We start from the raw sequence: 19,703 nt of genomic DNA on the forward strand, positions 1-19,703 counted from the left end.
TAACCATCCCAAGGAGACTGCCCGCGGATGCCGAGAGCTTCACAAGCGGACCTCGCCACCCTGTTCCAGAGCCCAGCGACCTTCGAGCCGGCGGATCCACCCCGCTCCGGACACCTGGTTTTCACCGAGCCGGACCGACGTTTGACGATCCCCGACGCGCTCACGCTGCTCCTGGCCGCGCGAGACGCACCTGATCCGCATCCTTCGGTCGCCGTCTTGACCAGGGCAGCCGTGCTCGCGCTCGAAGCCGTGGCCGGTGGACGGCTTCAGCCCGCCGTCTCACCCGGCGGGTTCGACATGTGGCGTCTCGGCCCCGGTGACTTCGGTGAACTCGACCAGCAGGCACGCGCGTTGGCTGACGCCATCGCCGACGAACTGCCGCGCACCCCCGCCGCGGAGACCGCCGCGGGCATGGCCACGTTCGCCGCGTCGTCCCCGCAGCACGTCCCGCACCTGCGGGAGTGGGCGGAGACCGCCGCGGGTGTCCGCATCTCGCTGCGCGTCGAGGCCCCCGGCCATCGCTTCCAGGCGGTCCTGCAGGTCCACAGCCTCGCCGACGGCCAGGTGACCGACGCTGCCGAGCTGTGGACGGGCGAAACCACCCACGCTCGCATCGCCGCGTTGCTCGCCGTGCGCCAAGCCGCGCGGGTGTGGCCACCGCTGGAGCGGCTGCTGCACACTTCGGTCCCCGACGAACTCGCGCTGGCCGACGTCGAGATCGAGGAACTGCTCAGCTTCGGGGTCCCCAGGCTGGCCGCGGTCGGGGTCGAGGTGCACTGGCCCCAGGAACTGCTCGGCGGCCTGACCGCCCGCGCCGTCGTCGGAGCGGGAGACTCGGCGCCTTCGGGCTTCTTCGGCGATCAGCTCCTGTCCTTCGACTGGCAGCTCGCGCTAGGCGATCACCCGCTGACCGCCGCGGAGATGGAAGCGGTCGCCGAGGCGCAGCGGCCTCTGGTCCGACTGCGTGACCAGTGGCTGCTGCTTGACCCGTCCCTCGCCAGGAAGGCCAGGGAGCAGTCCCTCAAGCCGTTGACCGGCATGGATGCGCTCGGGATCGCGCTGACCGGCTCCGCCGAGGTCGACGGCGAGCGGGTCGCGGTGGCGCCCAGCGGCTGGCTGGACACGCTCCGCCGGCGCATCGCCGAGCCCGACTCCCAGTCGGGGACCGAAGCCGGCCCGCCTGCCGCGCTGCGCGCCACCCTGCGCGACTACCAGCTGCGCGGACTGCGCTGGCTGATCCGGATGACCTCCCTCGGCCTCAACGGGTGTCTCGCCGACGACATGGGGCTCGGGAAGACGATCACGCTGATCGCGTTGCACCTGCACCGCCAGGCCGAGCCGGAAACGGCCGGGCCGACACTCGTCGTCTGTCCGGCGTCCCTGCTGGGAAACTGGGAACGGGAGATCCGGCGTTTCGCCCCAGGCACCGGAGTACGCCGCTTCCACGGTCTGGACCGTTCCCTCGACACGGTCACCGACGGATTCGTCCTCACCACGTACGGCACGATGCGTGTCGACGCCGAGAGGCTGGCCGGCGTCGACTGGCGGCTCGTCGTCGCCGACGAGGCCCAGCACGTCAAGAACGCCCGATCCGGTACCGCGAAGGCGTTGCGGGCGATCCCGTCGGCCACGCGCATCGCGCTGACCGGAACGCCGGTGGAGAACAACCTGTCCGAGCTGTGGGCGATCCTCGACTGGACCACGCCCGGTCTGCTCGGCACGCTCAAGGAGTTCCGCGAGCGCTGGGCCGACCCGGTCGAAGCCGGGACCGACCCCGCGGCCGCTGACCGGCTGTCGCGGCTCGTGCGGCCGTTCCTGTTGCGGCGCAAGAAGTCCGACCCCGGCATCGCCCCGGAGCTGCCGCCGAAGACCGAGACCGATCAGCCGGTTTCGCTGACCGCCGAGCAAGTGGGTCTCTACGAGGCGGTCGTCCGCGAGACGATGGCGCAGATCACGGCGAGCGACGGGATCACCCGCCGCGGGCTCATCATGAAGCTGTTCACCGCACTGCGGCAGATCTGCAACCACCCCGCGCACTACCTCGCCGACGACCGGCCGACCGCGGACCGGTCCGGCAAGCTCGACCTGCTCGACGAGCTGATCGACACGATCACCGCGGAGGACGGCGCGGTGCTGGTGTTCACCCAGTACGTCGTGATGGCGCGCCTGCTCGAACGCCACCTCACCGAGCGCGGGCTCGCCGTGCAGCTGCTGCACGGCGGAACGCCCCTCCGCGAGCGCGAAGCGATGGTGGAGAGGTTCCAGAGCGGCGGGGCCCCGGTGTTCCTGCTTTCGCTCAGGGCCGCCGGGACGGGACTCAACCTCACCCGCGCCGACCACGTCATCCATTACGACCGGTGGTTCAACCCCGCCGTCGAGGACCAGGCGACCGACCGGGCTTACCGCATCGGCCAGACGCGGCCGGTCCAAGTGCACCGCCTCATCGCCGAGGGCACTGTCGAGGACCGCATCGGCGCGCTGCTCGAGGGCAAACGGCGGCTCGCCGACTCCGTGCTCGACTCCGGCGGAGCGGCGCTGACGGAACTGTCGGACACAGAACTGGCGGAGCTGATCGAACTGAGGAGCAGCTGATGGGGGAGTTCGACGAGGACCGGGTCCGCGGGTTCCCCGCCTTCGGCGCGAGCAAGCGCGGTGGCGGTCAGTTCGCGCGGTCGTGGTGGGGCAGGGCGTGGATCAAGGCGCTGGAGGACACCGCGCTGGACCAGAAACCGCTCAAGAACGGCCGCCGGTATGCCTATGCCGGCCGCGTCGGCACCATCACCGTCAGTCCCGGCCGATTGGCCGCGGTCGTCGACGGGGAAGCCGACGGCCTCTACCGCACCACGGTCACCCTCGCCCCGCTGACCGACGCCGAATGGGTCCGATTCCTCGACCGCGTCACCGCGCGGTCGGGGCACCTCGCGGCTCTGCTCGACCGCGACATGCCCCACGACCTGGTCGACGCGGCCGAGGACGCCGGCATCGGCCTGCTCCCCGGGATCGGGGATCTCGACCCGGAATGCGACTGCCCCGGCTGGGATCTGCCGTGCCAGCACGCCGCCGCGCTGTGCTACCAGGCGTCGTGGTTGCTCGACGCGGACCCGTTCGTGCTGTTGCTGCTGCGCGGACGTGGGCAACGCGAGCTACTCGGCGAGCTCAACCTGCGCAACGCACCGAAACACGCGAGCGCCGTCGACGCGGACGCGCTGGCCGTGCTGGTGGCCAACGCCGCCGATCGCGCGTCCCGGTTGCTGGCCGGAACCTGGACGGCGCCAGAGCTTTGGCAGGACTCCGTACGCATCGCGGCAGCCCATGACGACCCGCGGGTGACCGAGCGGTTGCGGGCTTCTTGGGACGACCGCGCGACGGAATGGGACGAGGCGGTGTCCTCGGCGGGCTGACCTACCAGTGCCGGCCGTTGGGCAGCTCGGCCAGGCCCGGTGAGGACACGTGAAGGACTTCGTACCACTCGGTGGCGTCGTTGTCCTGCGGAACCGAGTCCGCCCACAGAACGAACTTCAGCAGCTGCCAGCGCTGAGGGTCGACGGCCAATGCCGCGGTGTGCACGCCTTCGACCTGCGCCAAGGCTTCGAGCTCCTTGCATTCCTGCTCGATCCGGGCGGCCAGGCCCAACCCGGTGTCCCCGAGGTCGGGATCGACCGGCAACGCGGTGAGCCGGCGCGACGCGGCTTTCGGGGTCGTCCCGCGAGCGGGGCCCGCCACGCTCGCGACCCCGGTCCACTGCAGCACGGCAGGTCGGCCGAACGAGCGGATGATGCGTTCGAACCCACCGCCGCCGAACAGGAAGTGGCTCATCGCGCCGGGGTCGTTCCACAGGTAGAACGGCGCGTACTGGTTGACCGGCGAACCGTCGACGCGGCGTTCACGGATGACGTAGGCCTTCAGTCCCAGTCCGGGGCGGTCGTCGAGGACGTGCCTGGCCGCGGCGACGCGCGCCCGAAGAATGTTCATGTCGTAGTCGGCAGGCACGGTGATTTCGTACTGCATGGCGTACATGGGTGCGGCCACCTTCCGGTTCGTCGTCAGTCAGCGGAACGGGTACGGGTGGAAAGCAGGCCGAGGACGCCGTCGATGGCGTAGCCGAATGGTTCGGGCGCACCTGCGGCGCGGGCCAGCACATAGCCGCCCTCGAGCACCGCGAGGATGGTGGAGGCCGTGGCGGCGGGGTCGAGCGCGGGATCCAACTCGCCGCACGCACGGGCTTCGTCCAGGACTTCGGCGATCCGGCCGTGCAGCCAGACGAAGGTCTCCTCGACCGGCTGGTGCAGCATCGGGTCGTCCATGATTTCCGGGTCCTGGGTGAGACCGCCGACCGGACAGCCCTTGAGCACGTCCCGCTCGCGGCGCAGGTAGGCGGTGATCCGCTCGACCGGGGTGCCGGGGCCGCTCAGCTGAACCTCGATCCCGGCGCGCATCTCCTCGGCCGTCCGGTTGATCGCGGCGAGCGCCAGCTCGGGTTTACCGCTGAAATGGTGGTACATGCTGCCCTGTCCCGCGTCGGCGCGGGACAGGATCGCCTTGGGGCTGGTTCCCACGTACCCGCGCTCCCACAGCAGCTGCCGGGTGCTCTCGATCAGGCGTTCCCTGGTGGACTCCATGCCGTACATACTACTAGGTACAGAACCGGGAAATCGAGGTCGGGCCGGTCGCCCGGGCTCGCGTGATCCACGCGGACCGGTAGGTGTAGTTGTACAGACCGCCGCCAAGCTCCACCGCCGAAACCACCTCGGTCCCGAAGGCCCGGCGGCCCATCTCCACGATCTGCTCGGCGGACACCGACTCCTGGAACGCCCCGGACGTGCGGCCGATCCGCTCGAACCGCACTAGACGTTAATCTCCTTCACCAGGAAGACCGCGCCGGGGAGATGCTCCGAAGGACTCCCGGGCTGTTCGACGAGCTGGTATCCCGCGCGCTGGTACATCGTGATGTTGCGGGTGCTCCCGGCACCGGTGAACAACGAGTACCTGCGTACGCCGGCCGGGGCCTGCTGCTCGGCATACGCCAGCAACCAGCGGCCCAGCCCGCGTCCGGCCAGATCCGGCGCGACCATCAGCCTACCGACCTCCCACGCGTCGCCGTCGCGCCTGGCGCGCACCCCGCCGACCAGGCGGTGCCCCTGCCGCACCAGCCAGACTGACCAGGTCTTCGTCCAGTCGCGGACATCGTCGATGCTCTCGTGCAGCGCGGGAATCGCCAGCGTGTCGTTGATGAGGGCTTCCTGCACCCAGCAGCAGCGCTGCAGGACGAACAGCTCCGCGACGTCGTCCGGAGTGACCGGGTCGAGTTCGGTGTCCGGGATTCCGGCGAAGTTGTCGAGTTTCACCTCGCCTGTCTAGCGGGCAACACCGAACTCGGCAAACGGCTTTCGGGTGATCGCTAGTCTGGCGGGCATGACAACAGAGCGTTTCGAAGTCCAGCGGGAGATCGCGGCCACCCCCGCCAAGGTGTTCGCGTTGCTGACCGACCCGCAGGGCCATGTCACGATCGACAGCTCCGGGATGCTCCAGTCCGCCGACGGCGACCCCGTCGAGAAGGTCGGCGACGAGTTCGTCGTGCACATGGACCGCGAGGCGCTCAACGACTTCCCGATGGGCAAATACGACGTCACGGTGATCATCACCCGGTTCGAGCAGGACGCGGCCATCGAGTGGACGATCTCCGGCAAGGTCCAGCCACCGATCAAGCACCTCTACGGCTACCGCCTCGAACCCAGCACGACGGGCACCCTGGCCACCTCGTACTACGACTGGAGCCAGATCAGCGAGCAGTACCGCGAACGGGGCGTCTTCCCGGTCATCCCCGAAGCCGGTCTCCGCGCGACCCTCGGCATCCTCGCTCGGAACGTCGAGTAGGACTGGTGAGTGTTCCGGCCTGCCCGGGTGCGGGTGTCCCGCAGGACACCGTAGCCGCCCGGAACACTCACCAGTCCGTGCGGCTGCGGTCGGCAATACTGACGGCGTGATCGGACACCCTGCTGTACGGCACTGGTACGACACGCACCCGGTGCGGCCGGGGCGCGCCACAGTGGACGATCCTGCCGTGCTGAAGCTGCTGGACAAGGTCGCCCCGGGCGTGGCGGTATCGGATCTCGGCGGTGGGAACGGCCTCAACCTCCTCCTTGGCGACGACCTGGTGCTGCGCGTGCACAAACCGTTCATCAGTCGGACGAGGTTGGTGGGGGAGCGGGAGCTGCGTCAGAAGCTGGCCGACCAAGGCCTGCGGGTGGGTGTTCCCGCGGGCGACGGCTTGGTGCGGTGTGGACCGAGGTGGGCCGAGCTCGAACGGTTCGTGCCGACAGAGTATCTCGAACCGGACTTGGCCTGGCTGTTCGCGGCGATCGGCCGGCTGCACCGGGTGCTCGCCACGGTGCCCGGCGGACCGGTTCGGCCGAAGATCGTGACGCTCGCCTCGCCACAGACGTTGAGAAGATGGCTGACCACCAACCGGGCCGCTGGCCATCCCGGCGCAGTCCCGGAACTGGATCCGATACTGCGAGAGCTGGCACAGCGATGGATCCCGACCGACCGGCTGCCGCACCAGCTCGTCCACGGCGATCCCCATCCCGACAACGTTCTGCTGAGCCTCGACCACAAACCGCTGTATCTCGACTTCGGCAGCATCATGTCCGCCCCACGCGTTTTCGACCTGAGCTACGCATTGGCACACGTGTTGATCAGGCTCGGCCAACCCAGGGACGAAATCCCGACCGCTGTTCGCGCGTACGAGGAATCGGCGGGCTGGCGACTGACCGCCCCGGAGCGCGCGGCGCTGATTCCTTACGCGGCGTCCGTTCCGCTGTACTACGACATCTGCGACTGGGGCGACGGCGGCCCGTTCCGCGACGTCAGCACTTGGCTCCTCCGCCTGCCTGCACAACTGCTGGTGAAGGCCCGTCCCAGCGAGACTCGTTCGATACGGCGGTGACCCAGGCGCTCCGGCTGGCGTTGTCGGCCAAACGCCTGTTGGGTGGACCTTGTTGCAGGGAGGGAGGATCGGCCATGACAGTCATCGCCATCGAAGAACACTGGACGACACCGCAGCTGGCAGCGGCGCTCAACGCACTTTCCGAGGAAAGCCGAGACGACAGCCTGGCGTTCAACGAGATGGGCGACAACCTCGCCCGACTGGAGGACATCGGCGACGCACGCATTGCAGCCATGGACCAGCAGGGCATCGACATGCAGATCATCTCGCTGGCGCCTCCGGCAACAACTCCGCTCGCTCCTGCCGACGCCGTTTCGCTCAGCAGGGACATGAACGACCTCGCCGCAGCAGCGGTTCGCCGTCATCCGTCCCGTCTGCGCGCGATGTCGACCTTGCCGATGGCCGACCCGGCCGCCGTCGTCGTCGAGCTTGAACGCGCCGCGGGGCTCGGGTTCGTCGGCGCCATGGTCTACGGCCGGACCGGCGAGACCGCGCTCGACGATCCTTGTTATTACGACTTGTTCGCGGCCGCCGCAGCCCTCGGCCAGCCGATCTTCATCCATCCTCAGAGCCCCACGCGAACCATCCGGGACGCGGCCTATGCGGGCTTCGATCCGATGACCTCCCGCGCGCTGTCCACTTTCGGCTGGGGCTGGCACCTCGAGGCGGCTCTCGCCGCGTTGCGCCTCATCCTCCGGGGCACCTTCGACCGCCACCCCGACCTGCAGATCGTCCTCGGTCACTGGGGCGAACTGCTGCCGTTCTGGAGTGACCGCACCGACAGCGTGTCCCGCATCGCCGGCCTGGAGCGGAAGACGTCGGACTACCTCCGCTCGAACGTCTTCATCACGAGCTCGGGCATGTTCAACCCGGCGCTGCTCCAGCATTCCCTCGCAGTCACGACGGTCGACCATCTCCTCTTCTCGACGGACTACCCCTTCCTGCAGCCGACCCGACCCGAGATTCAGCAGTTCCTGACAGAGTTCGACACCGACGATGACCGCGAAAAGTTCACCAGCGGCAACGCTCGCCGTCTCTTCGGAATCGATGCGACGCAGGACTGGGGGAGCGTGGTCGATCAGGACACGGGCAAAGCGAAGTAATCGCCCGTCTCCAGGTCTTCGAGCAGCGTCGCGTGCGTGGGCGCCCAGCCGAGGAGTTGCTGAGTGCGAGCGCTGGAAACCGGCGCGTCTATACCGAAGGCGACGCCCAGGAACGGGTTGTCGAAGTGATCTCCGGCTTCTTCGGGCGCCAGCGAACGGGTGGGTACCCCGAGGATCTCGCCGATCTTCTCCGCGATGCTCTTGAGGGTGACTCCTTCCTCACCGGCGCCATGCAGCGCAGTGCCGGCCGGCGCTTTCTCCAGAGCGAGCCGGAAAAGCCGCGCGGCGTCGAGCCGGTGGATCGTCGGCCAGCGGTTCTCACCGTCTCCGATGTACGCCGACACGCCGGTCTTGCGGGCGCTCGCCACGAGCACCGGGATGAAGCCGAAGTCGCCCGGCCCGTGAACCGTGGGAGCAAGCCGGACGACGCTCGATCGCACGCCGCGCTTGCCAAAGCCGAGGCACGCCTGCTCTCCGGGAACCCGGAACGCGCCGTGTGAAGCCGCGTCCGGCGGGTCCTGTTCATCACTGACGCGGCCGGTTGGCATGACAAGCGTCCCTGACGTGCTCACAAACGGCTTGTCCGTGCCGACGAGTGCTTCGCCCAGCGTGCTGATCGCGGCGACATCGCGACGCATGAGGTCGTCGCGGTCGGAGAAGCTGCCGGCAATGGCCATGTGCACGACTCCGTCGGCGCGCGCGGCTCCGGCACGAAGCGCATCGACGTCTTCCAGCGACCCCGGAAACGGCGTCGCACCCAGTGCTTCCAGACGGTCCGCGCTGGCATTGGATCGGGCGAGACCGGTGACAGTGTGTCCCGCCGTGATCAGCTCGGTGACGATGGCGGGGCCGGTGAGCCCGGATCCGCCGGTGACGAAGACATGCATGAAGGCTCCCGTATCGGAGTGGCGGCGACGTAGTGTCTGTGACTGACGCTACCACGTATCGCCAGTCACTGACATAACGCGTACGATCGACCCATGCCCCGCAGTGGAGAAGAAGCACGCCACCGCCTTCAACAGGCTGCACTCGAGCTCTACGGGGAGCGCGGGTTCGACGCCACGACCACGGCCGAGATCGCAGCCAGGGCAGGAGTCACGGAACGCACCTACTTCCGTCACTTCGCCGACAAGCGCGAGGTGCTCTTCGACGGGGAGGCAACCCTTGGCGCCGCGTTGGAGGCCACCCTGGACAGCACGCCGGAGGACGTTCCGCCGCTGCAGACCCTTCTCCGGGCATTCCTGGCAGCCGTGCCGAGGCTCGAGGCGAACCGCCCGCTGACCGAGGCCAGGCATCGCGTGATCTCGGCGTCTTCCGCACTGCAAGAGCGCCAGCTGGCAAAGGGTGAGTACTTGAAGTCGACGCTCGCGGCAGCACTCGAAGCGCGGGGGACCGGTGAACGTGTGGCGCGCTTGGCGGCCGAGGTCGGCTGGGCCACCTGGGCCCAAGCGGTCGCCGGCTGGCTGGACGACCCCTCGTTGACCTTGGCAGCCCACCTGACCCGGGAATTCGACGACCTCGCAGGGCTGACGTCGGCAGTCAAGCCGCGCTAGCCGGAGTCCTTGGAGGATGTTTTCGCGGAGTTTTCGCGTTCGGTTTCGGCCATAGCGGCAAGCGTCGAGGCAGCCTCGAATTTCAGGCGGACCCCGCACGCGGATGCCGATCTTCTCGGCGAAGATTTGTCGCGGGGAATGGTGTGCGGCCAGGGCGTCCAACTGTGATTGCAGTTTCTGCGTCAGGCGCGAGCAGCGGGCGTAGCCGACGCGGATGTCCGCGCCCCGGGACCTCGCAGAGACGATCCAGTGGGGGAGCAACCTCACCGGCGTCGCGCCACTCGGTTATGGCCGACACGAGCGGCACCCCGCCGCGGCCGAAGCGGTCGGCGGCGGCTCGATGTTCGCAGGTGCCCCAGGAAAGGGGATCACCGCGCATCGCGAGGCGGTCGATGTACTGCACACGTACGTCCAGTTGAGAGCCAGCTCCCTTGGTACGTTGGCCGCCATGCCTGCGCTCGGACCCGTCACCTGGCCACCGGCGCCGATTCGGCCTATTCGTGATCGATCTCGACGGAGCGATGATCGGCATGATCCAGCTCGATCGGCGCGACGCTGAGTATCGAAGTCATGTCCGCGCCGGGTGGCGGTGAGATCGAACTCGGCTACATGCTCCTGCCGGAGCCCTGGGGATCTGGCTACGCCACCGAGGCGTGCGCAGCGGTACTCGGCTGGTTCGCCGACGCGTGTCCTGGCGAGCCAGTGGTACTCAGCACCTAGACGGCCAACGACCGCTCGATGCGCCTCGTGGCGAAGCTGGGGTTCACCGAGGTGGAGCGGTTCGAGGAGTACGGCGCCGAGCAGTGGTTCGGCCGGTGGACCTCGGTCACGCGGTCCACTACTTGACATAATGTAACTTATCGGCGTTATCGCGACATGCTGATTCTTGCCGGGAAGGGGTCTGTCGGGAAGATTTGAGCAGAGCATTGCGATACCCGTGGCGGACGTCCGCGGTACATCGACCGCACTGTCACGCCGACCCGGCGGCTCGACGACCGGAGATTTGACTGTCCGAGCAGCGCCGGCTGGACATCCTGGAAACCTCGGATCCTTCGGTGCGACTCACCAGGCCAAGACTCCCTGACGCGCTGATAAAACGTCACAGTGACGAATTGACCCGGGTCCAACGGGACGCGAGAGTTGACCTTGAAGAACTCGGCTCGCCTCAAACCGGCATATCAGCGCCCTTGAGCTGTCGTCGCTGCTCAGGATTCATCCGGCGCGGCGCGTTTCGTCAAAGTGCACGAAACGACGTCCTGGACGCAAGATTTGGGCTTCAGGGGGCCAATATCCCCCGGAAGCCCCAATGCCCCTTCTGGGTGGTTTGTCATGCATAATCACCATTATGCAGCATATATTAGTTAGGTGCGCTCAGCAACTACCTGTGGCCGCGGAACTGTCGGTGCGGTGCTGTACAAGATCACCATGAGGGTTCTCGACGCACAGCAAGCATTCTTCGCGGCTCGGCGGCCGCGGAAGGACTCTCCGCACACCACGGACGCCTATCGGCGAGACCTGGCCGGCATCACCACGCTCCTGGCCGAAACCTCGGCCACTACGGCGGACGAACTCCCCCTCGACGGGCTGACCGCCCAGGCGCTGCGGTCCGCGTTCGGTGAATTTGCCGATTGTCACGCCAAAAGCTCGGTACTGCGGGCCTGGTCGACGTGGAACCAGTTCCTGACTTTCTGCGTGTCCGACGGGTTGCTGACGGGGAATCCGATGGGAGCGGTCGACCGGCCGAAGGCCCCTCCCCTGTCCCCCAAACCGCTGCGCGGCGAGGACACTCCCGAGCGTTTGCTCGAGGCCGCCGCGCGCGGGGCGCATAAAGCGAGGGATCCGTGGCCGGAACGGGACGTCCTGGTCATCGCGCTCGGTCTGGTCGCCGGGCTGCGTTCAGCCGAAATGCGGACGCTGACCAGGCGTTCCCTGGTGGGGCGCCCGGGCGAGATGCGGCTGCACGTTCACGGCAAGGGCAGCCGGGAGCGCTCGATCCCGGTACAGCCGACGATGGAGAAGATCATCGAGGCGTACCTCGTCTCGTGCCGGACGCGGTTTCCGCACCGCCGGTTCGGGGCGTCGGTGCAGCTCCTGTGGGATCGCGCCGGCGAACCCATCGGGCGCGGTGCGTTGGAGTACCTGGTGAAGTCCTGCTATCGCTGGGCAGGTCTGCACGACCGGGTCCCGGCCGGTGCGAACCTGCATGCCTTGCGGCACACCTTCGCCACCAGGCTGGCCGAGGACGGCGCGACGGCGTCGGAGATCATGGCGCTGCTGGGGCACGCGAGCCTGGCGACCAGCCAGAACTACATCGAGGCCACCGGTCGCGAGCAGCGAGTCGCGGTCGCCGGGAACCGGACCTATCGCGCCTTGGACACCATGGTCAACGACGCGTGACGGAGGTCGGTTAGCGGAGCTGTTCGAGTTCCTTGGCCGTCCTGGCCAACTCGTCGGCGAGTTTGCGCAGCTCGTCCGGGCCGGCGCCGTCGTCCGCGGCGGTGACGACGTCTTCGGCGGCGCAGCGGAGCTGGAAGAGCCGGTCCTGCAAGGTCGCTACCTCGGTGTCGGAGAGGACGACGGCGTCTTCGGGTAGTCCGCTTCGTTGCACAGCGGCACGTCGTTCGTAGGCGCGCTGGCGGCACGACTGTCCGCAGTAGCGGCGCCGGCGGCCGACGTTGCCGCTCTCAGGCAGCCTTCGGCCGCACCAGCCGCAGTGCTTCGACGCGCCCGGGCGCCGGAGTTCGGCCAGCTCGTCGCGCGTCGCCGAGGTCTTCTCCGCCACTTCGCTCACGGCGATGACCCTAGTCGTCCACTATCCGCTCATGCCCGGGCCACGCCGGAAGGGCAGACTGTGGGCGTGCCGACTACGCATCCCTACCTGGACACTCCCCTACCTCGCGCGTTCGCCCACCGCGGCTGGCATCGCGGCGCGCTGGAGGGCATGGAGAACTCGTTGTCGGCGTTCCGGCAGGCCGTGGCGGAGGGGTACCGGTACGTCGAGACGGACGTGCACGCCACTTCCGACGGCGTGGTCGTCATCCAGCACGACGCCACCCTCGACCGGACGACGGACGGTTCCGGGTCGATCGCCGGCCAGACCTGGGCGCAGATCAAGGGTGCGAAGGTCGGGGGCCGGGAGCCGATCGCCCGGTTGGAGGACGTGCTCGAGGAGCTGCCGGAGACCCGGTTCAACGTCGACGTGAAGTCGGGCGGTGCGGTGACGGCGTTTCTGCGCACGGTCGACCGTGCCGGTGCCTACGACCGCGTCGCTGCCGCGTCGTTCTCCGATGGCCGGCTCGCGAAGCTCCGCGAGATAGCCGGGCCGAAGCTGGCGACGTCGATGGGCCCGCGCTCGGTGGCTGCGTTGCTGGCGAAGTCGCGACTGCCGCTGCTGCCGGTCGGTTTCCTGGTGCGAGGGCAGATGGCTCAGGTGCCGGTGCGACAGGGACCGCTGACGGTGGTGGACCGGGCGATGGTGGCGGCGGCGAACCGGGCCGGGGTCGAGGTGCACACCTGGACGATCGACGACGCCGCGCAGATGCGGGAGCTGCTGGATCTCGGGGTGCACGGGATCGTGACCGACCGGCCGGACCTGCTGCGGGACGTGCTGGTCGAGCGCGGGGCCTGGCACGCCGGTTAGGGCGGGAGTTCGGCGGATCGTCGGCGCAAGTGGCCGGAGACAGGTTCGCTCATGCCGGCGGCGAGGGCGCGGTCGTAGGCGGCACGGGCTTCGTCGGGGCGGTCCAGCCGGTGCAGGAGTTCGGCGCGGGTCGCGTGCCACCACGGATAAGCCGCCAGTTCGCCGATATCGTCCACGATGGCGAGGCCGGCGGCCGGGCCGTCGAGTTCGGCGAGCGCGGCGGCACGGTTGAGGCGCGTGACTGGGTTGTCCTGGATTCGCAGTAGGACGTCGTACCAGGACACCACCGCTTCCCAGTTGGTGTCGGCGTAAGTGGGCGCGAGAGCGTGGCAGGCTGCGATGGCCGCCTGCACGACGTATCGGTCGGGCCGGTCCGGGGTTCGCTTCAGCGCCCGGCCGATCAGCTCGACGCCCTCGCGGATGACGCGGTGGTCCCAGCGGGCGCGGTCCTGGTCGGCCAGCAGCACCGGCCTACCCTCGGCGTCGACGCGGGTTTCATGGCGGGAGTCCTGGAGCATGACCAGCGCGAGCAGTCCGAGCACGGTCGGTTCGTCGGGCATCAGCTCGGCGAGCAGCCGGGCGAGGCGGACGGCTTCGGCGGCGAGGCCGACTCGCACCAGTTCCGCGCCCGCCCCGGCTGCGTAGCCCTCGTTGAAGATCAGGTAGATCGTCGCGGCGACGCCGGTGAGCCGTGCGGGGAGCTCCTCGGCGGCAGGTACACGGTAAGGGATGCCAGCCTGGGTGATCTTCTGCTTGGCGCGGGTGAGCCGCTTGGCCATGGTCGGTTCCGGCACCAGTAGCGCGCGGGCGACCTCCTGGGTCGACAGCCCGCCGAGGGTGCGCAGCGCGAGCGCGACCTGGGCGTCCACGGCAAGGCATGGGTGGCAGCAGGTGAAGACCAGCCGCAGGAGGTCGTCGCGCACCACTTCGGGTGATTCGGGGCCTGGCTCGGCGAAGACCATCGCGTCGGTCTCCTTCCCGCCCCGCCGCGCCTCTCGGCGCATCAGGTCGATCGCGCGGCGCTTCGCCGTCACGATCAGCCATGCGCGCGGGTTGTCGGGTACGCCGTCACGCGGCCACGTTTCGAGCGCGCGCACGAGCGCATCCTGCGTGGCGTCCTGTGCGAGGTCGACGCTGCCGGTGACGCGGACGAGCGTGGCCAGGACCCGAGTGCCTTCCTCCCGCACCAGCCTTGCCACCGCGTCACCGGCCGCCATCGTCAGCCGAACTGGATGATGGGCCGGATTTCGACGGCTCCCGCCCAGGCTGCCGGGATCGCCGCCGCGAGCTTGACGGCTTCATCCAGGTCGGCGCATTCCAGCAGGTAGAAGCCGGTCAGCGCTTCCTTGGTCTCGGCGTAGGGGCCGTCGCTGGTGACGATGTCGCCGCCCTTGCCGCCCGTGACGCGGACGGTCGTGGCGGTGGCGGTCGGGTAGAGCGCGTTGCCACCCCTGATCACGGCGGCCGCGGCCTCGCCGAATTCGTTGTACTCCTTCATCTCCTGGCTGTACTCGGGCTGCGTCCAGTCGACGTCGATGGTGTAGGTGAGGGCGGCATAGGTAGGCATCTGGGCTCCTTGGGTGTGGACCGGCGCCGATCGCCGGCTTCCACTGTAGGGACGAACGGCCACCCGCCGCGATGGACAACCGCGTGCGACGAGTTTCTGCCCAATCTGCTCAGTCTGCTCAGCGGGGTTTCTTGCCGTCCCAGGCGGCTGTCCACGTCTTGACGCCGAGCCTGCCGGAATCGTTGATGCCGTTGGCGCGTTGGAGCTCGAGGACGGCGGTTCTGGTCTTTTCGTAGTAGCACCCGGTGGCGGCGAAGCCATAGCCGTAGACGTTCATCCGGGCTTGGAAGGCCTTGAGGGCGGGTGCGCAGTCGCCGTAGGCGTAGACGACTCCGGGCCAGGCGGGTTTGGGGCCGCCGGGCGGCGCGACCGGTCCGGGTGACGGTGAAGGGTTCGGTGACCCGCCACCGCCGATGTAGGCGGCGTCGGCGTAGCTGGGCGCGCGTTTGCTGCGGGCGTCTCCGTCGTCGCGGAGGCTGAGCATTCCGGCGCATTGCCATGGTTGCCAGCCGCGCATGCGGTAGAGGTAGAGCGCGCGGTAGTCCTGCTCGGCGGGAGTGGCTTGGTCGGGGCGGCCGTGGCCGCCGACGCTCTGCCAGGTGGGCACGTCGAATTGATACGCACCGTAGTATCCGTTGCCGGTGTTGACGGCGTAGTGGCCGCTGGCTTCGCACATCCGGAGCTTGGCCCAGGTGGCGCCGGCTGGGTCCGCGAGTGCCGCCGAGGTTGTGACCAGCGGAATGCCGGCAACCGCGACACAGACGAGAGTGACTCTCATCAGGGCGCGGGTGAACGCGCCGACTCGGGACTGCTTCATGGCTTGCACAGTAAGTAACGATCACACAAGCCACAAGAGAAACAGGGATAACATCAGAATCACACACCACATGGGGGATGCCGAGGAGCGACACGCCGACGACCGCGAAGCCGGTTTCCGGGCGCGTCGACCGTCGGTTGCGCGGGGACCCGGGCCGGGGGCAACCGTGCGCCGGTCGTCGCGTGGTCGACCGATAGGGTCGACGGTCGTGACTGTGCTTAAGGACAGCGAAACCGACCCGACCGGCGCGTTGTCGCCGGCCCAGGTGGCCGGTTCCCGCCGCCGCGCGCCGGCCGGCGGCAAGCTGAAGTTCTGCTACGGGCCGATGGACTGCGGGAAGTCGACGCTGGCGCTGCAGATCAACCACAACCACGCCCGGCAGGGTCGCCAGGGGCTGTTGCTGGTCCGGCACGACCGGTCGGGTGTGCCGCAGATCAGCAGCCGGATCGGGATCACCAGGGACGCGGTCGAGGTGGGGGCCGACACCGACCTCAGGACGTTGGTGCGTGAGTACTGGGCGCGAGGGCGGCACCTGGACTACCTGATCGTCGACGAGGCGCAGTTCCTCTCCCCCGAGCAGGTGGAGCAGCTCGGCGAGCTCGCGGACGACGCCGAGATCGACGTCTACTGCTTCGGGATCGCGACGGACTTCCGCAGCCGGCTGTTCCCGGGTGCGCGGCGGTTGTTCGAGCTGGCTGACGAGCTGCAGCCGGTGCAGGTCGAAGTCCTGTGCTGGTGCGGGGCGACCGGGCGGTTCAACGCGCGGGTGCTCGACGGTGAGGTGGTGCGGGCCGGGGACACCGTTGTAGTAGCCGATACGGAACCGTCCGTAGTTGAAAGTTCAGCTTTATTGCCGATGGAGGCCGAAAGCGCTACTGTGCGTTATCAAGTATTGTGCCGACGGCACTTTCGGAGCGGAGATCTCGGACCCGTACGAGGCCAACACGCTCAGTTACGACTGACCTGAACAGGGGCATCGATAGCCCATCTGGGGGATACCAGCACGAAGAAGGCCTCAAGCGCGTCACGTAACGGGCCGAAAGAACTCCTATCAAGAGAAGCTGTTGCCGCCGGGTGATGCAGCTCATCGTGAGCAATGACATGATGCTCCGGGAATCTCCCGGCCATCCCGCTCGTTGCATAGGGTGAGCATCGCCCAGGCTCCGCCAGGAGCCGACTGAAAGGACCCCATCATGGCCGACCGTGTTCTTCGTGGAAGCCGGCTGGGAGCGGTCAGCTACGAGACAGACCGCAATCACGATCTCGCTCCCCGGCGCACCGTGCGCTACGCGTGTCCCAAGAACCACGAGTTCGAGGTGCCGTTCTCCGACGACGCCGAGATCCCGTCGGTCTGGGAGTGCCGCCTGCACGGCAGCGAGTCCGAAATCATCGACGGCGGTACCCCCGAGCAGAAGAAGGTCAAGCCCCCGAGGACGCATTGGGACATGCTGCTCGAGCGTCGTTCCATCCCGGAGCTCGAGGACCTGCTCAACGAACGTCTCGCCGAGTTGAAGGGTCGCCGGACCCGCTCGGCCTAGGTAGCTCTCCCCCAGCCAGACAAGAGAAAGCCCCCGCGACCATCGTCGCGGGGGCTTTCTGCTGTGCTGGTTCGGTGTCAGCCGCGCTTGAAGAGGCGGCGCAGCTGCTGCAGGCGGTGGCGGATGCCCCACTTGCCGACCTGCAGCATCGCCTCGAGCACGATCGAGCTGCTCATCTTCGACTCGCCGATCTCGCGTTCGGTGAAGGTGATCGGCACCTCGACCACCTCGAACCCGGCGCGCAGGGTCCGCCAGCCGAGGTCGATCTGGAAGCAGTAGCCGCGCGAGGCGACCTCGTCGAGCGGGAGCTTCTCCAGCACCTCTCGGCGGTACGCGCGGAACCCGGCGGTGATGTCCTTGATCTTCACGCCGAGCGCGAGCTGGGAGTAGATGTTGCCGCCGCGGGAAATCAGCTTCCGGCTGGCCGGCCAGTTCACCGAGCCGCCGCCCGGGACGTACCGCGAGCCGATGACGAGGTCGGCGCCGCCGAGTGCGTCGAGGATCCGAGGGAGGTCCTCGGGCGCGTGCGAACCATCAGCGTCCATCTCGACGATGGTGGCGTACTCCTTGGCCAGTCCCCAGCGGAACCCGGCGACGTAGGCCGCGCCCAGCCCGGCCTTCTCGGTCCGGTGCATGACGTGGATCTTCTCGTTGGCGGCGGCCAGCTCGTCGGCGAGCTCGCCGGTGCCGTCAGGGCTGCCGTCGTCGACCACCAGTGCGTGGACCTCGGGGAGTGCCCCGTGCAGCCGGGCCAGGATCGGGCCGAGGTTCTCCCGTTCGTTGTACGTCGGGATCACCACCAGTACCGGATCGATTCCCTGGGCCCCCCGCGGCGCCTGCACCATCCGTGTCCTCCCTCAGCGGCGGCCTCACGCCCCCGCTTGTGTAACTGCTGTCTTCGAGTTGGTGGTGGAAGTGCGAAAACGGAGTACGAGCCCGGACAGCACCGCGGCGAGTGCCGCTCCGACCAGTACGTACTCCGTCCAGACTCCCAGACGGTCTGACAGCGTAGTCGCCGTCCTGAGCGGCACGTGACCGACCAGGGAAGCGGCGGTGAAAAGTCCTGTCGAGCTGCTGATTGTGCCATCCGGCATGACGATGGCGCTCACCCCGGTGGTGGCGGCGACGACCACCGCCCGGCCGTGCTCGACCGCGCGCAGCCGGGACATCGCGAGCTGCTGGTAGCTCATCTCGCTGCGGCCGTACCAGGCGTTGTTGGTGGGCGCGGTGAGCAGCTCGGCGCCGGCCTTGACCGCGTTGCGGCCGACGTAGTCGTAGGTGACCTCGTAGCAGATCATGGCGCCGACCTTGGTGCCTGCGACGTCGAGGACGGCCGGTGAGCCGTCGCCGGGGACGCGCTCGTCCATGTTCTTGACGAACGGGGTGACCTTTTCGGCGAGGGCGCGGGCGGGGACGTACTCGCCGAAGGGCACGAGCTGCTGTTTGGTGTAGTGCGCGCCCTGGCCGGTCTTGGGGTCCCAGGCGACCAGTGCGTTGGAGTACTCGCCGTTGGGCAGCCGGTAGAGCGCGCCGATCAGGGCGGGTGAACCGAAGTCGGCGACGAGTCGGTCGAGGACGGGGTCGGGGCCGTCGACCTCGGTCGCGGTCTCCGGCCAGACGACCAGGTCGGGTTTGGGGACGCGGCCGGCGCGGATGTCGGCGATCAGCGCTTCGCTTTCGGCGATGTGCGAGCCACGCAGGTCAGCGCCCTGGGTGAGCATGCCTAGGCCGGTGTCGGGGGCGTTGCCCTGGACCGCGGCGACGGTGAGTGAGCCGTCCTGGGCGTCGGTGCCGATGGTCGGCCAGAGGGCGAGCCCGGCGACGACGGGGATGAGCGCGGCGGCCACGGGGACGGCGAGGGTGCGCGGAGTCCAGCTCGTGCGGGACACGCGGAGGATGACGGTCGAGAGGCCGAAGCCGGTGAGTACGACGGCGAAGCCGACGAGCACCGCGCCACCGACCGACGCCAGCGGCAGGAATGCGCCCGAGGGCTGGCTGAACGCGACACGGCCCCACGGGAAGCCGCCGAAGGGGAACCAGGAGCGGGGGGTTTCGGTGGCGATGACGACCAGCGCCATCCAGATCGGCGCTCCGGGGAGTTTCGCGACCCAGGTGATGAGTCCGCCCGCGAGTCCGAAGTAGAGCGCCAGCGCGGCGCAGAGGCCGAGCCAGGGCCAGGGGCCGAAGTCCGCGCCGAGGAAGGCTTGGAGCCAGGTCAGCAGCGGGAGGAAGAACGCGAACCCGAACACGAAGCCGTGGCCGAAGGCGCCCCAGAACCGTCGTCCGTGGAGCACGAGACCGAGGCCGGCGAAGGCTATCGGCGCGAGCCACCACAGCGGGCGGGGCGCGAAGCTCAGGTAGAACAGGTAGCCGGAGGCTCCGGCGCCGACGAAACGGGTCAACCACGCGAGGGAGAACCTGCGATGCCGCGGGGGTTCTTCTGGCGCGACGGGTTCTTGTTCCACCACGGTCACGTCCCTCACCTTAAGCGGCCGGGGTGAAGGGGCCGTTGCTCGCCTGCCCGGGGCTCAAACGCGGT

Annotated in this window: 22 protein-coding genes; 11 read left to right on the forward strand and 11 right to left on the reverse strand. The window is 68.5% G+C overall.

All coding sequences use genetic code 11. The features are described from left to right. Positions 1-27: 27 nt before the first annotated feature. Both JWQ81_RS38875 and JWQ81_RS38880 read left to right on the forward strand, forming a co-directional pair. Positions 28-2,592: a DEAD/DEAH box helicase gene (locus JWQ81_RS38875; protein WP_297549774.1), complete on the forward strand. Its 2,565-nt coding sequence runs from the start codon at positions 28-30 to the stop codon at positions 2,590-2,592. Beyond that, positions 2,592-3,401: an SWIM zinc finger family protein gene (locus tag JWQ81_RS38880; protein WP_297549776.1), complete on the forward strand. Its 810-nt coding sequence runs from the start codon at positions 2,592-2,594 to the stop codon at positions 3,399-3,401. The genes JWQ81_RS38875 and JWQ81_RS38880 overlap by 1 nt, the downstream gene beginning before the upstream one ends. A 1-nt stretch (position 3,402) precedes the next feature. On the opposite strand, the gene JWQ81_RS38885 is transcribed toward JWQ81_RS38880, so the two are convergent. The 4 genes from JWQ81_RS38885 to JWQ81_RS38900 are packed head-to-tail and all read right to left on the reverse strand — an operon-like array spanning position 3,403 to position 5,345. After that, a complete protein-coding gene (locus JWQ81_RS38885) occupies positions 3,403-4,017 on the reverse strand; it encodes a DUF4865 family protein (RefSeq protein WP_297549778.1) in 615 nt (204 codons plus the stop codon). A 26-nt stretch (positions 4,018-4,043) separates the two neighbouring features. Beyond that, positions 4,044-4,628 (reverse strand): TetR/AcrR family transcriptional regulator, encoded by a 585-nt coding sequence (locus JWQ81_RS38890; RefSeq protein ID WP_297549780.1) that lies wholly within the window; start codon positions 4,626-4,628, stop codon positions 4,044-4,046. A 4-nt stretch (positions 4,629-4,632) separates the two neighbouring features. Next, complete coding sequence (locus JWQ81_RS38895; RefSeq protein WP_297549782.1) at positions 4,633-4,845, reverse strand: hypothetical protein; 213 nt, start codon at positions 4,843-4,845, stop codon at positions 4,633-4,635. Next, complete coding sequence (locus JWQ81_RS38900; RefSeq protein WP_297549784.1) at positions 4,845-5,345, reverse strand: GNAT family N-acetyltransferase; 501 nt, start codon at positions 5,343-5,345, stop codon at positions 4,845-4,847. The genes JWQ81_RS38895 and JWQ81_RS38900 overlap by 1 nt, the downstream gene beginning before the upstream one ends. 67 nt (positions 5,346-5,412) lie before the next feature. Between JWQ81_RS38900 and JWQ81_RS38905 the strand changes: the two genes are divergently transcribed. The 3 genes from JWQ81_RS38905 to JWQ81_RS38915 all read left to right on the forward strand — a co-directional run bounded on the left by JWQ81_RS38905 (position 5,413) and on the right by JWQ81_RS38915 (position 8,049). Continuing rightward, a complete protein-coding gene (locus JWQ81_RS38905) occupies positions 5,413-5,874 on the forward strand; it encodes an SRPBCC family protein (protein ID WP_297549786.1) in 462 nt (153 codons plus the stop codon). A gap of 106 nt (positions 5,875-5,980) precedes the next feature. After that, positions 5,981-6,946: a phosphotransferase gene (locus tag JWQ81_RS38910; RefSeq protein WP_297549788.1), complete on the forward strand. Its 966-nt coding sequence runs from the start codon at positions 5,981-5,983 to the stop codon at positions 6,944-6,946. Further along, positions 6,943-8,049 carry an amidohydrolase family protein gene (locus tag JWQ81_RS38915; protein ID WP_297549790.1) on the forward strand — a complete coding sequence of 369 codons (1,107 nt, stop codon included), beginning with the start codon at positions 6,943-6,945 and terminating at the stop codon, positions 8,047-8,049. The genes JWQ81_RS38910 and JWQ81_RS38915 overlap by 4 nt, the downstream gene beginning before the upstream one ends. On the opposite strand, the gene JWQ81_RS38920 is transcribed toward JWQ81_RS38915, so the two are convergent. Continuing rightward, complete coding sequence (locus JWQ81_RS38920; RefSeq protein WP_297549792.1) at positions 8,025-8,936, reverse strand: SDR family oxidoreductase; 912 nt, start codon at positions 8,934-8,936, stop codon at positions 8,025-8,027. The genes JWQ81_RS38915 and JWQ81_RS38920 overlap by 25 nt on opposite strands. 93 nt (positions 8,937-9,029) lie before the next feature. Between JWQ81_RS38920 and JWQ81_RS38925 the strand changes: the two genes are divergently transcribed. The 3 genes from JWQ81_RS38925 (at position 9,030) to JWQ81_RS38940 (ending at position 11,999) form a co-directional block, all read left to right on the forward strand. Next, the gene (locus JWQ81_RS38925; protein ID WP_297549794.1) at positions 9,030-9,602 is read left to right on the forward strand and encodes a TetR/AcrR family transcriptional regulator; all 573 of its coding nucleotides are present in this window, start codon (positions 9,030-9,032) and stop codon (positions 9,600-9,602) included. Between the two features lie 570 nt (positions 9,603-10,172). Continuing rightward, positions 10,173-10,322 carry a GNAT family N-acetyltransferase gene (locus tag JWQ81_RS38935; protein WP_297549796.1) on the forward strand — a complete coding sequence of 50 codons (150 nt, stop codon included), beginning with the start codon at positions 10,173-10,175 and terminating at the stop codon, positions 10,320-10,322. Positions 10,323-11,009: 687 nt separating this feature from the next. Beyond that, positions 11,010-11,999, forward strand: coding sequence for a tyrosine-type recombinase/integrase (locus JWQ81_RS38940; protein ID WP_297549930.1), 990 nt, complete (start codon positions 11,010-11,012; stop codon positions 11,997-11,999). Positions 12,000-12,009: 10 nt separating this feature from the next. Here the strand turns inward: JWQ81_RS38940 and JWQ81_RS38945 are convergent, their stop codons facing one another. Beyond that, on the reverse strand, positions 12,010-12,393 hold the full coding sequence (locus tag JWQ81_RS38945; RefSeq protein ID WP_297549798.1) for a hypothetical protein: 384 nt from the start codon (positions 12,391-12,393) through the stop codon (positions 12,010-12,012). Between the two features lie 66 nt (positions 12,394-12,459). Between JWQ81_RS38945 and JWQ81_RS38950 the strand changes: the two genes are divergently transcribed. After that, on the forward strand, positions 12,460-13,242 hold the full coding sequence (locus tag JWQ81_RS38950; protein WP_297549800.1) for a glycerophosphodiester phosphodiesterase: 783 nt from the start codon (positions 12,460-12,462) through the stop codon (positions 13,240-13,242). On the opposite strand, the gene JWQ81_RS38955 is transcribed toward JWQ81_RS38950, so the two are convergent. From JWQ81_RS38955 to JWQ81_RS38965, 3 genes are all read right to left on the reverse strand, one after another. After that, the gene (locus JWQ81_RS38955) at positions 13,239-14,459 is read right to left on the reverse strand and encodes a sigma-70 family RNA polymerase sigma factor (protein ID WP_297549802.1); all 1,221 of its coding nucleotides are present in this window, start codon (positions 14,457-14,459) and stop codon (positions 13,239-13,241) included. The genes JWQ81_RS38950 and JWQ81_RS38955 overlap by 4 nt on opposite strands. Before the next feature lie 2 nt (positions 14,460-14,461). Further along, positions 14,462-14,809, reverse strand: a complete 348-nt coding sequence (locus tag JWQ81_RS38960) for a YciI family protein (RefSeq protein ID WP_297549804.1) — start codon at positions 14,807-14,809, stop codon at positions 14,462-14,464. Between the two features lie 118 nt (positions 14,810-14,927). Next, positions 14,928-15,626: a transglycosylase family protein gene (locus JWQ81_RS38965; protein WP_297549806.1), complete on the reverse strand. Its 699-nt coding sequence runs from the start codon at positions 15,624-15,626 to the stop codon at positions 14,928-14,930. 208 nt (positions 15,627-15,834) lie between these two features. On the opposite strand from JWQ81_RS38965, the gene JWQ81_RS38970 reads away from it, so the two are divergent. Beyond that, complete coding sequence (locus JWQ81_RS38970) at positions 15,835-16,593, forward strand: thymidine kinase (protein ID WP_297549808.1); 759 nt, start codon at positions 15,835-15,837, stop codon at positions 16,591-16,593. 226 nt (positions 16,594-16,819) lie between these two features. After that, positions 16,820-17,164, forward strand: coding sequence for an RNA polymerase-binding protein RbpA (locus JWQ81_RS38975; protein WP_297549810.1), 345 nt, complete (start codon positions 16,820-16,822; stop codon positions 17,162-17,164). Positions 17,165-17,241: 77 nt separating this feature from the next. Here JWQ81_RS38975 and JWQ81_RS38980 read toward each other — a convergent pair whose 3' ends face one another. Both JWQ81_RS38980 and lnt read right to left on the reverse strand, forming a co-directional pair. Continuing rightward, positions 17,242-18,009: a polyprenol monophosphomannose synthase gene (locus tag JWQ81_RS38980; protein WP_297549812.1), complete on the reverse strand. Its 768-nt coding sequence runs from the start codon at positions 18,007-18,009 to the stop codon at positions 17,242-17,244. A gap of 24 nt (positions 18,010-18,033) precedes the next feature. Beyond that, the gene (gene lnt / locus JWQ81_RS38985) at positions 18,034-19,629 is read right to left on the reverse strand and encodes an apolipoprotein N-acyltransferase (RefSeq protein WP_297549932.1); all 1,596 of its coding nucleotides are present in this window, start codon (positions 19,627-19,629) and stop codon (positions 18,034-18,036) included. Positions 19,630-19,703 lie beyond the last annotated feature (74 nt).

The sequence above is a fragment of the Amycolatopsis sp. genome (assembly GCF_025464955.1).
In the GTDB taxonomy this organism is placed as follows: Bacteria; Actinomycetota; Actinomycetes; order Mycobacteriales; family Pseudonocardiaceae; genus Amycolatopsis.

Bases quoted from the DNA above. Each gene is read 5' to 3' on its own strand.
- JWQ81_RS38875 (WP_297549774.1), top strand. From the start codon at position 28: ATGCCGAGAGCTTCACAAGCGGACCTCGCCACCCTGTTCCAGAGCCCA.
- JWQ81_RS38880 (WP_297549776.1), top strand. From the start codon at position 2,592: ATGGGGGAGTTCGACGAGGACCGGGTCCGCGGGTTCCCCGCCTTCGGC.
- JWQ81_RS38885 (WP_297549778.1), bottom strand. From the start codon at position 4,017: ATGTACGCCATGCAGTACGAAATCACCGTGCCTGCCGACTACGACATG.
- JWQ81_RS38890 (WP_297549780.1), bottom strand. From the start codon at position 4,628: ATGTACGGCATGGAGTCCACCAGGGAACGCCTGATCGAGAGCACCCGG.
- JWQ81_RS38905 (WP_297549786.1), top strand. From the start codon at position 5,413: ATGACAACAGAGCGTTTCGAAGTCCAGCGGGAGATCGCGGCCACCCCC.
- JWQ81_RS38920 (WP_297549792.1), bottom strand. From the start codon at position 8,936: ATGCATGTCTTCGTCACCGGCGGATCCGGGCTCACCGGCCCCGCCATC.
- JWQ81_RS38925 (WP_297549794.1), top strand. From the start codon at position 9,030: ATGCCCCGCAGTGGAGAAGAAGCACGCCACCGCCTTCAACAGGCTGCA.
- JWQ81_RS38935 (WP_297549796.1), top strand. From the start codon at position 10,173: ATGTCCGCGCCGGGTGGCGGTGAGATCGAACTCGGCTACATGCTCCTG.
- JWQ81_RS38955 (WP_297549802.1), bottom strand. From the start codon at position 14,459: ATGGCGGCCGGTGACGCGGTGGCAAGGCTGGTGCGGGAGGAAGGCACT.
- JWQ81_RS38960 (WP_297549804.1), bottom strand. From the start codon at position 14,809: ATGCCTACCTATGCCGCCCTCACCTACACCATCGACGTCGACTGGACG.
- JWQ81_RS38965 (WP_297549806.1), bottom strand. From the start codon at position 15,626: ATGAAGCAGTCCCGAGTCGGCGCGTTCACCCGCGCCCTGATGAGAGTC.
- JWQ81_RS38975 (WP_297549810.1), top strand. From the start codon at position 16,820: ATGGCCGACCGTGTTCTTCGTGGAAGCCGGCTGGGAGCGGTCAGCTAC.
- JWQ81_RS38980 (WP_297549812.1), bottom strand. From the start codon at position 18,009: ATGGTGCAGGCGCCGCGGGGGGCCCAGGGAATCGATCCGGTACTGGTG.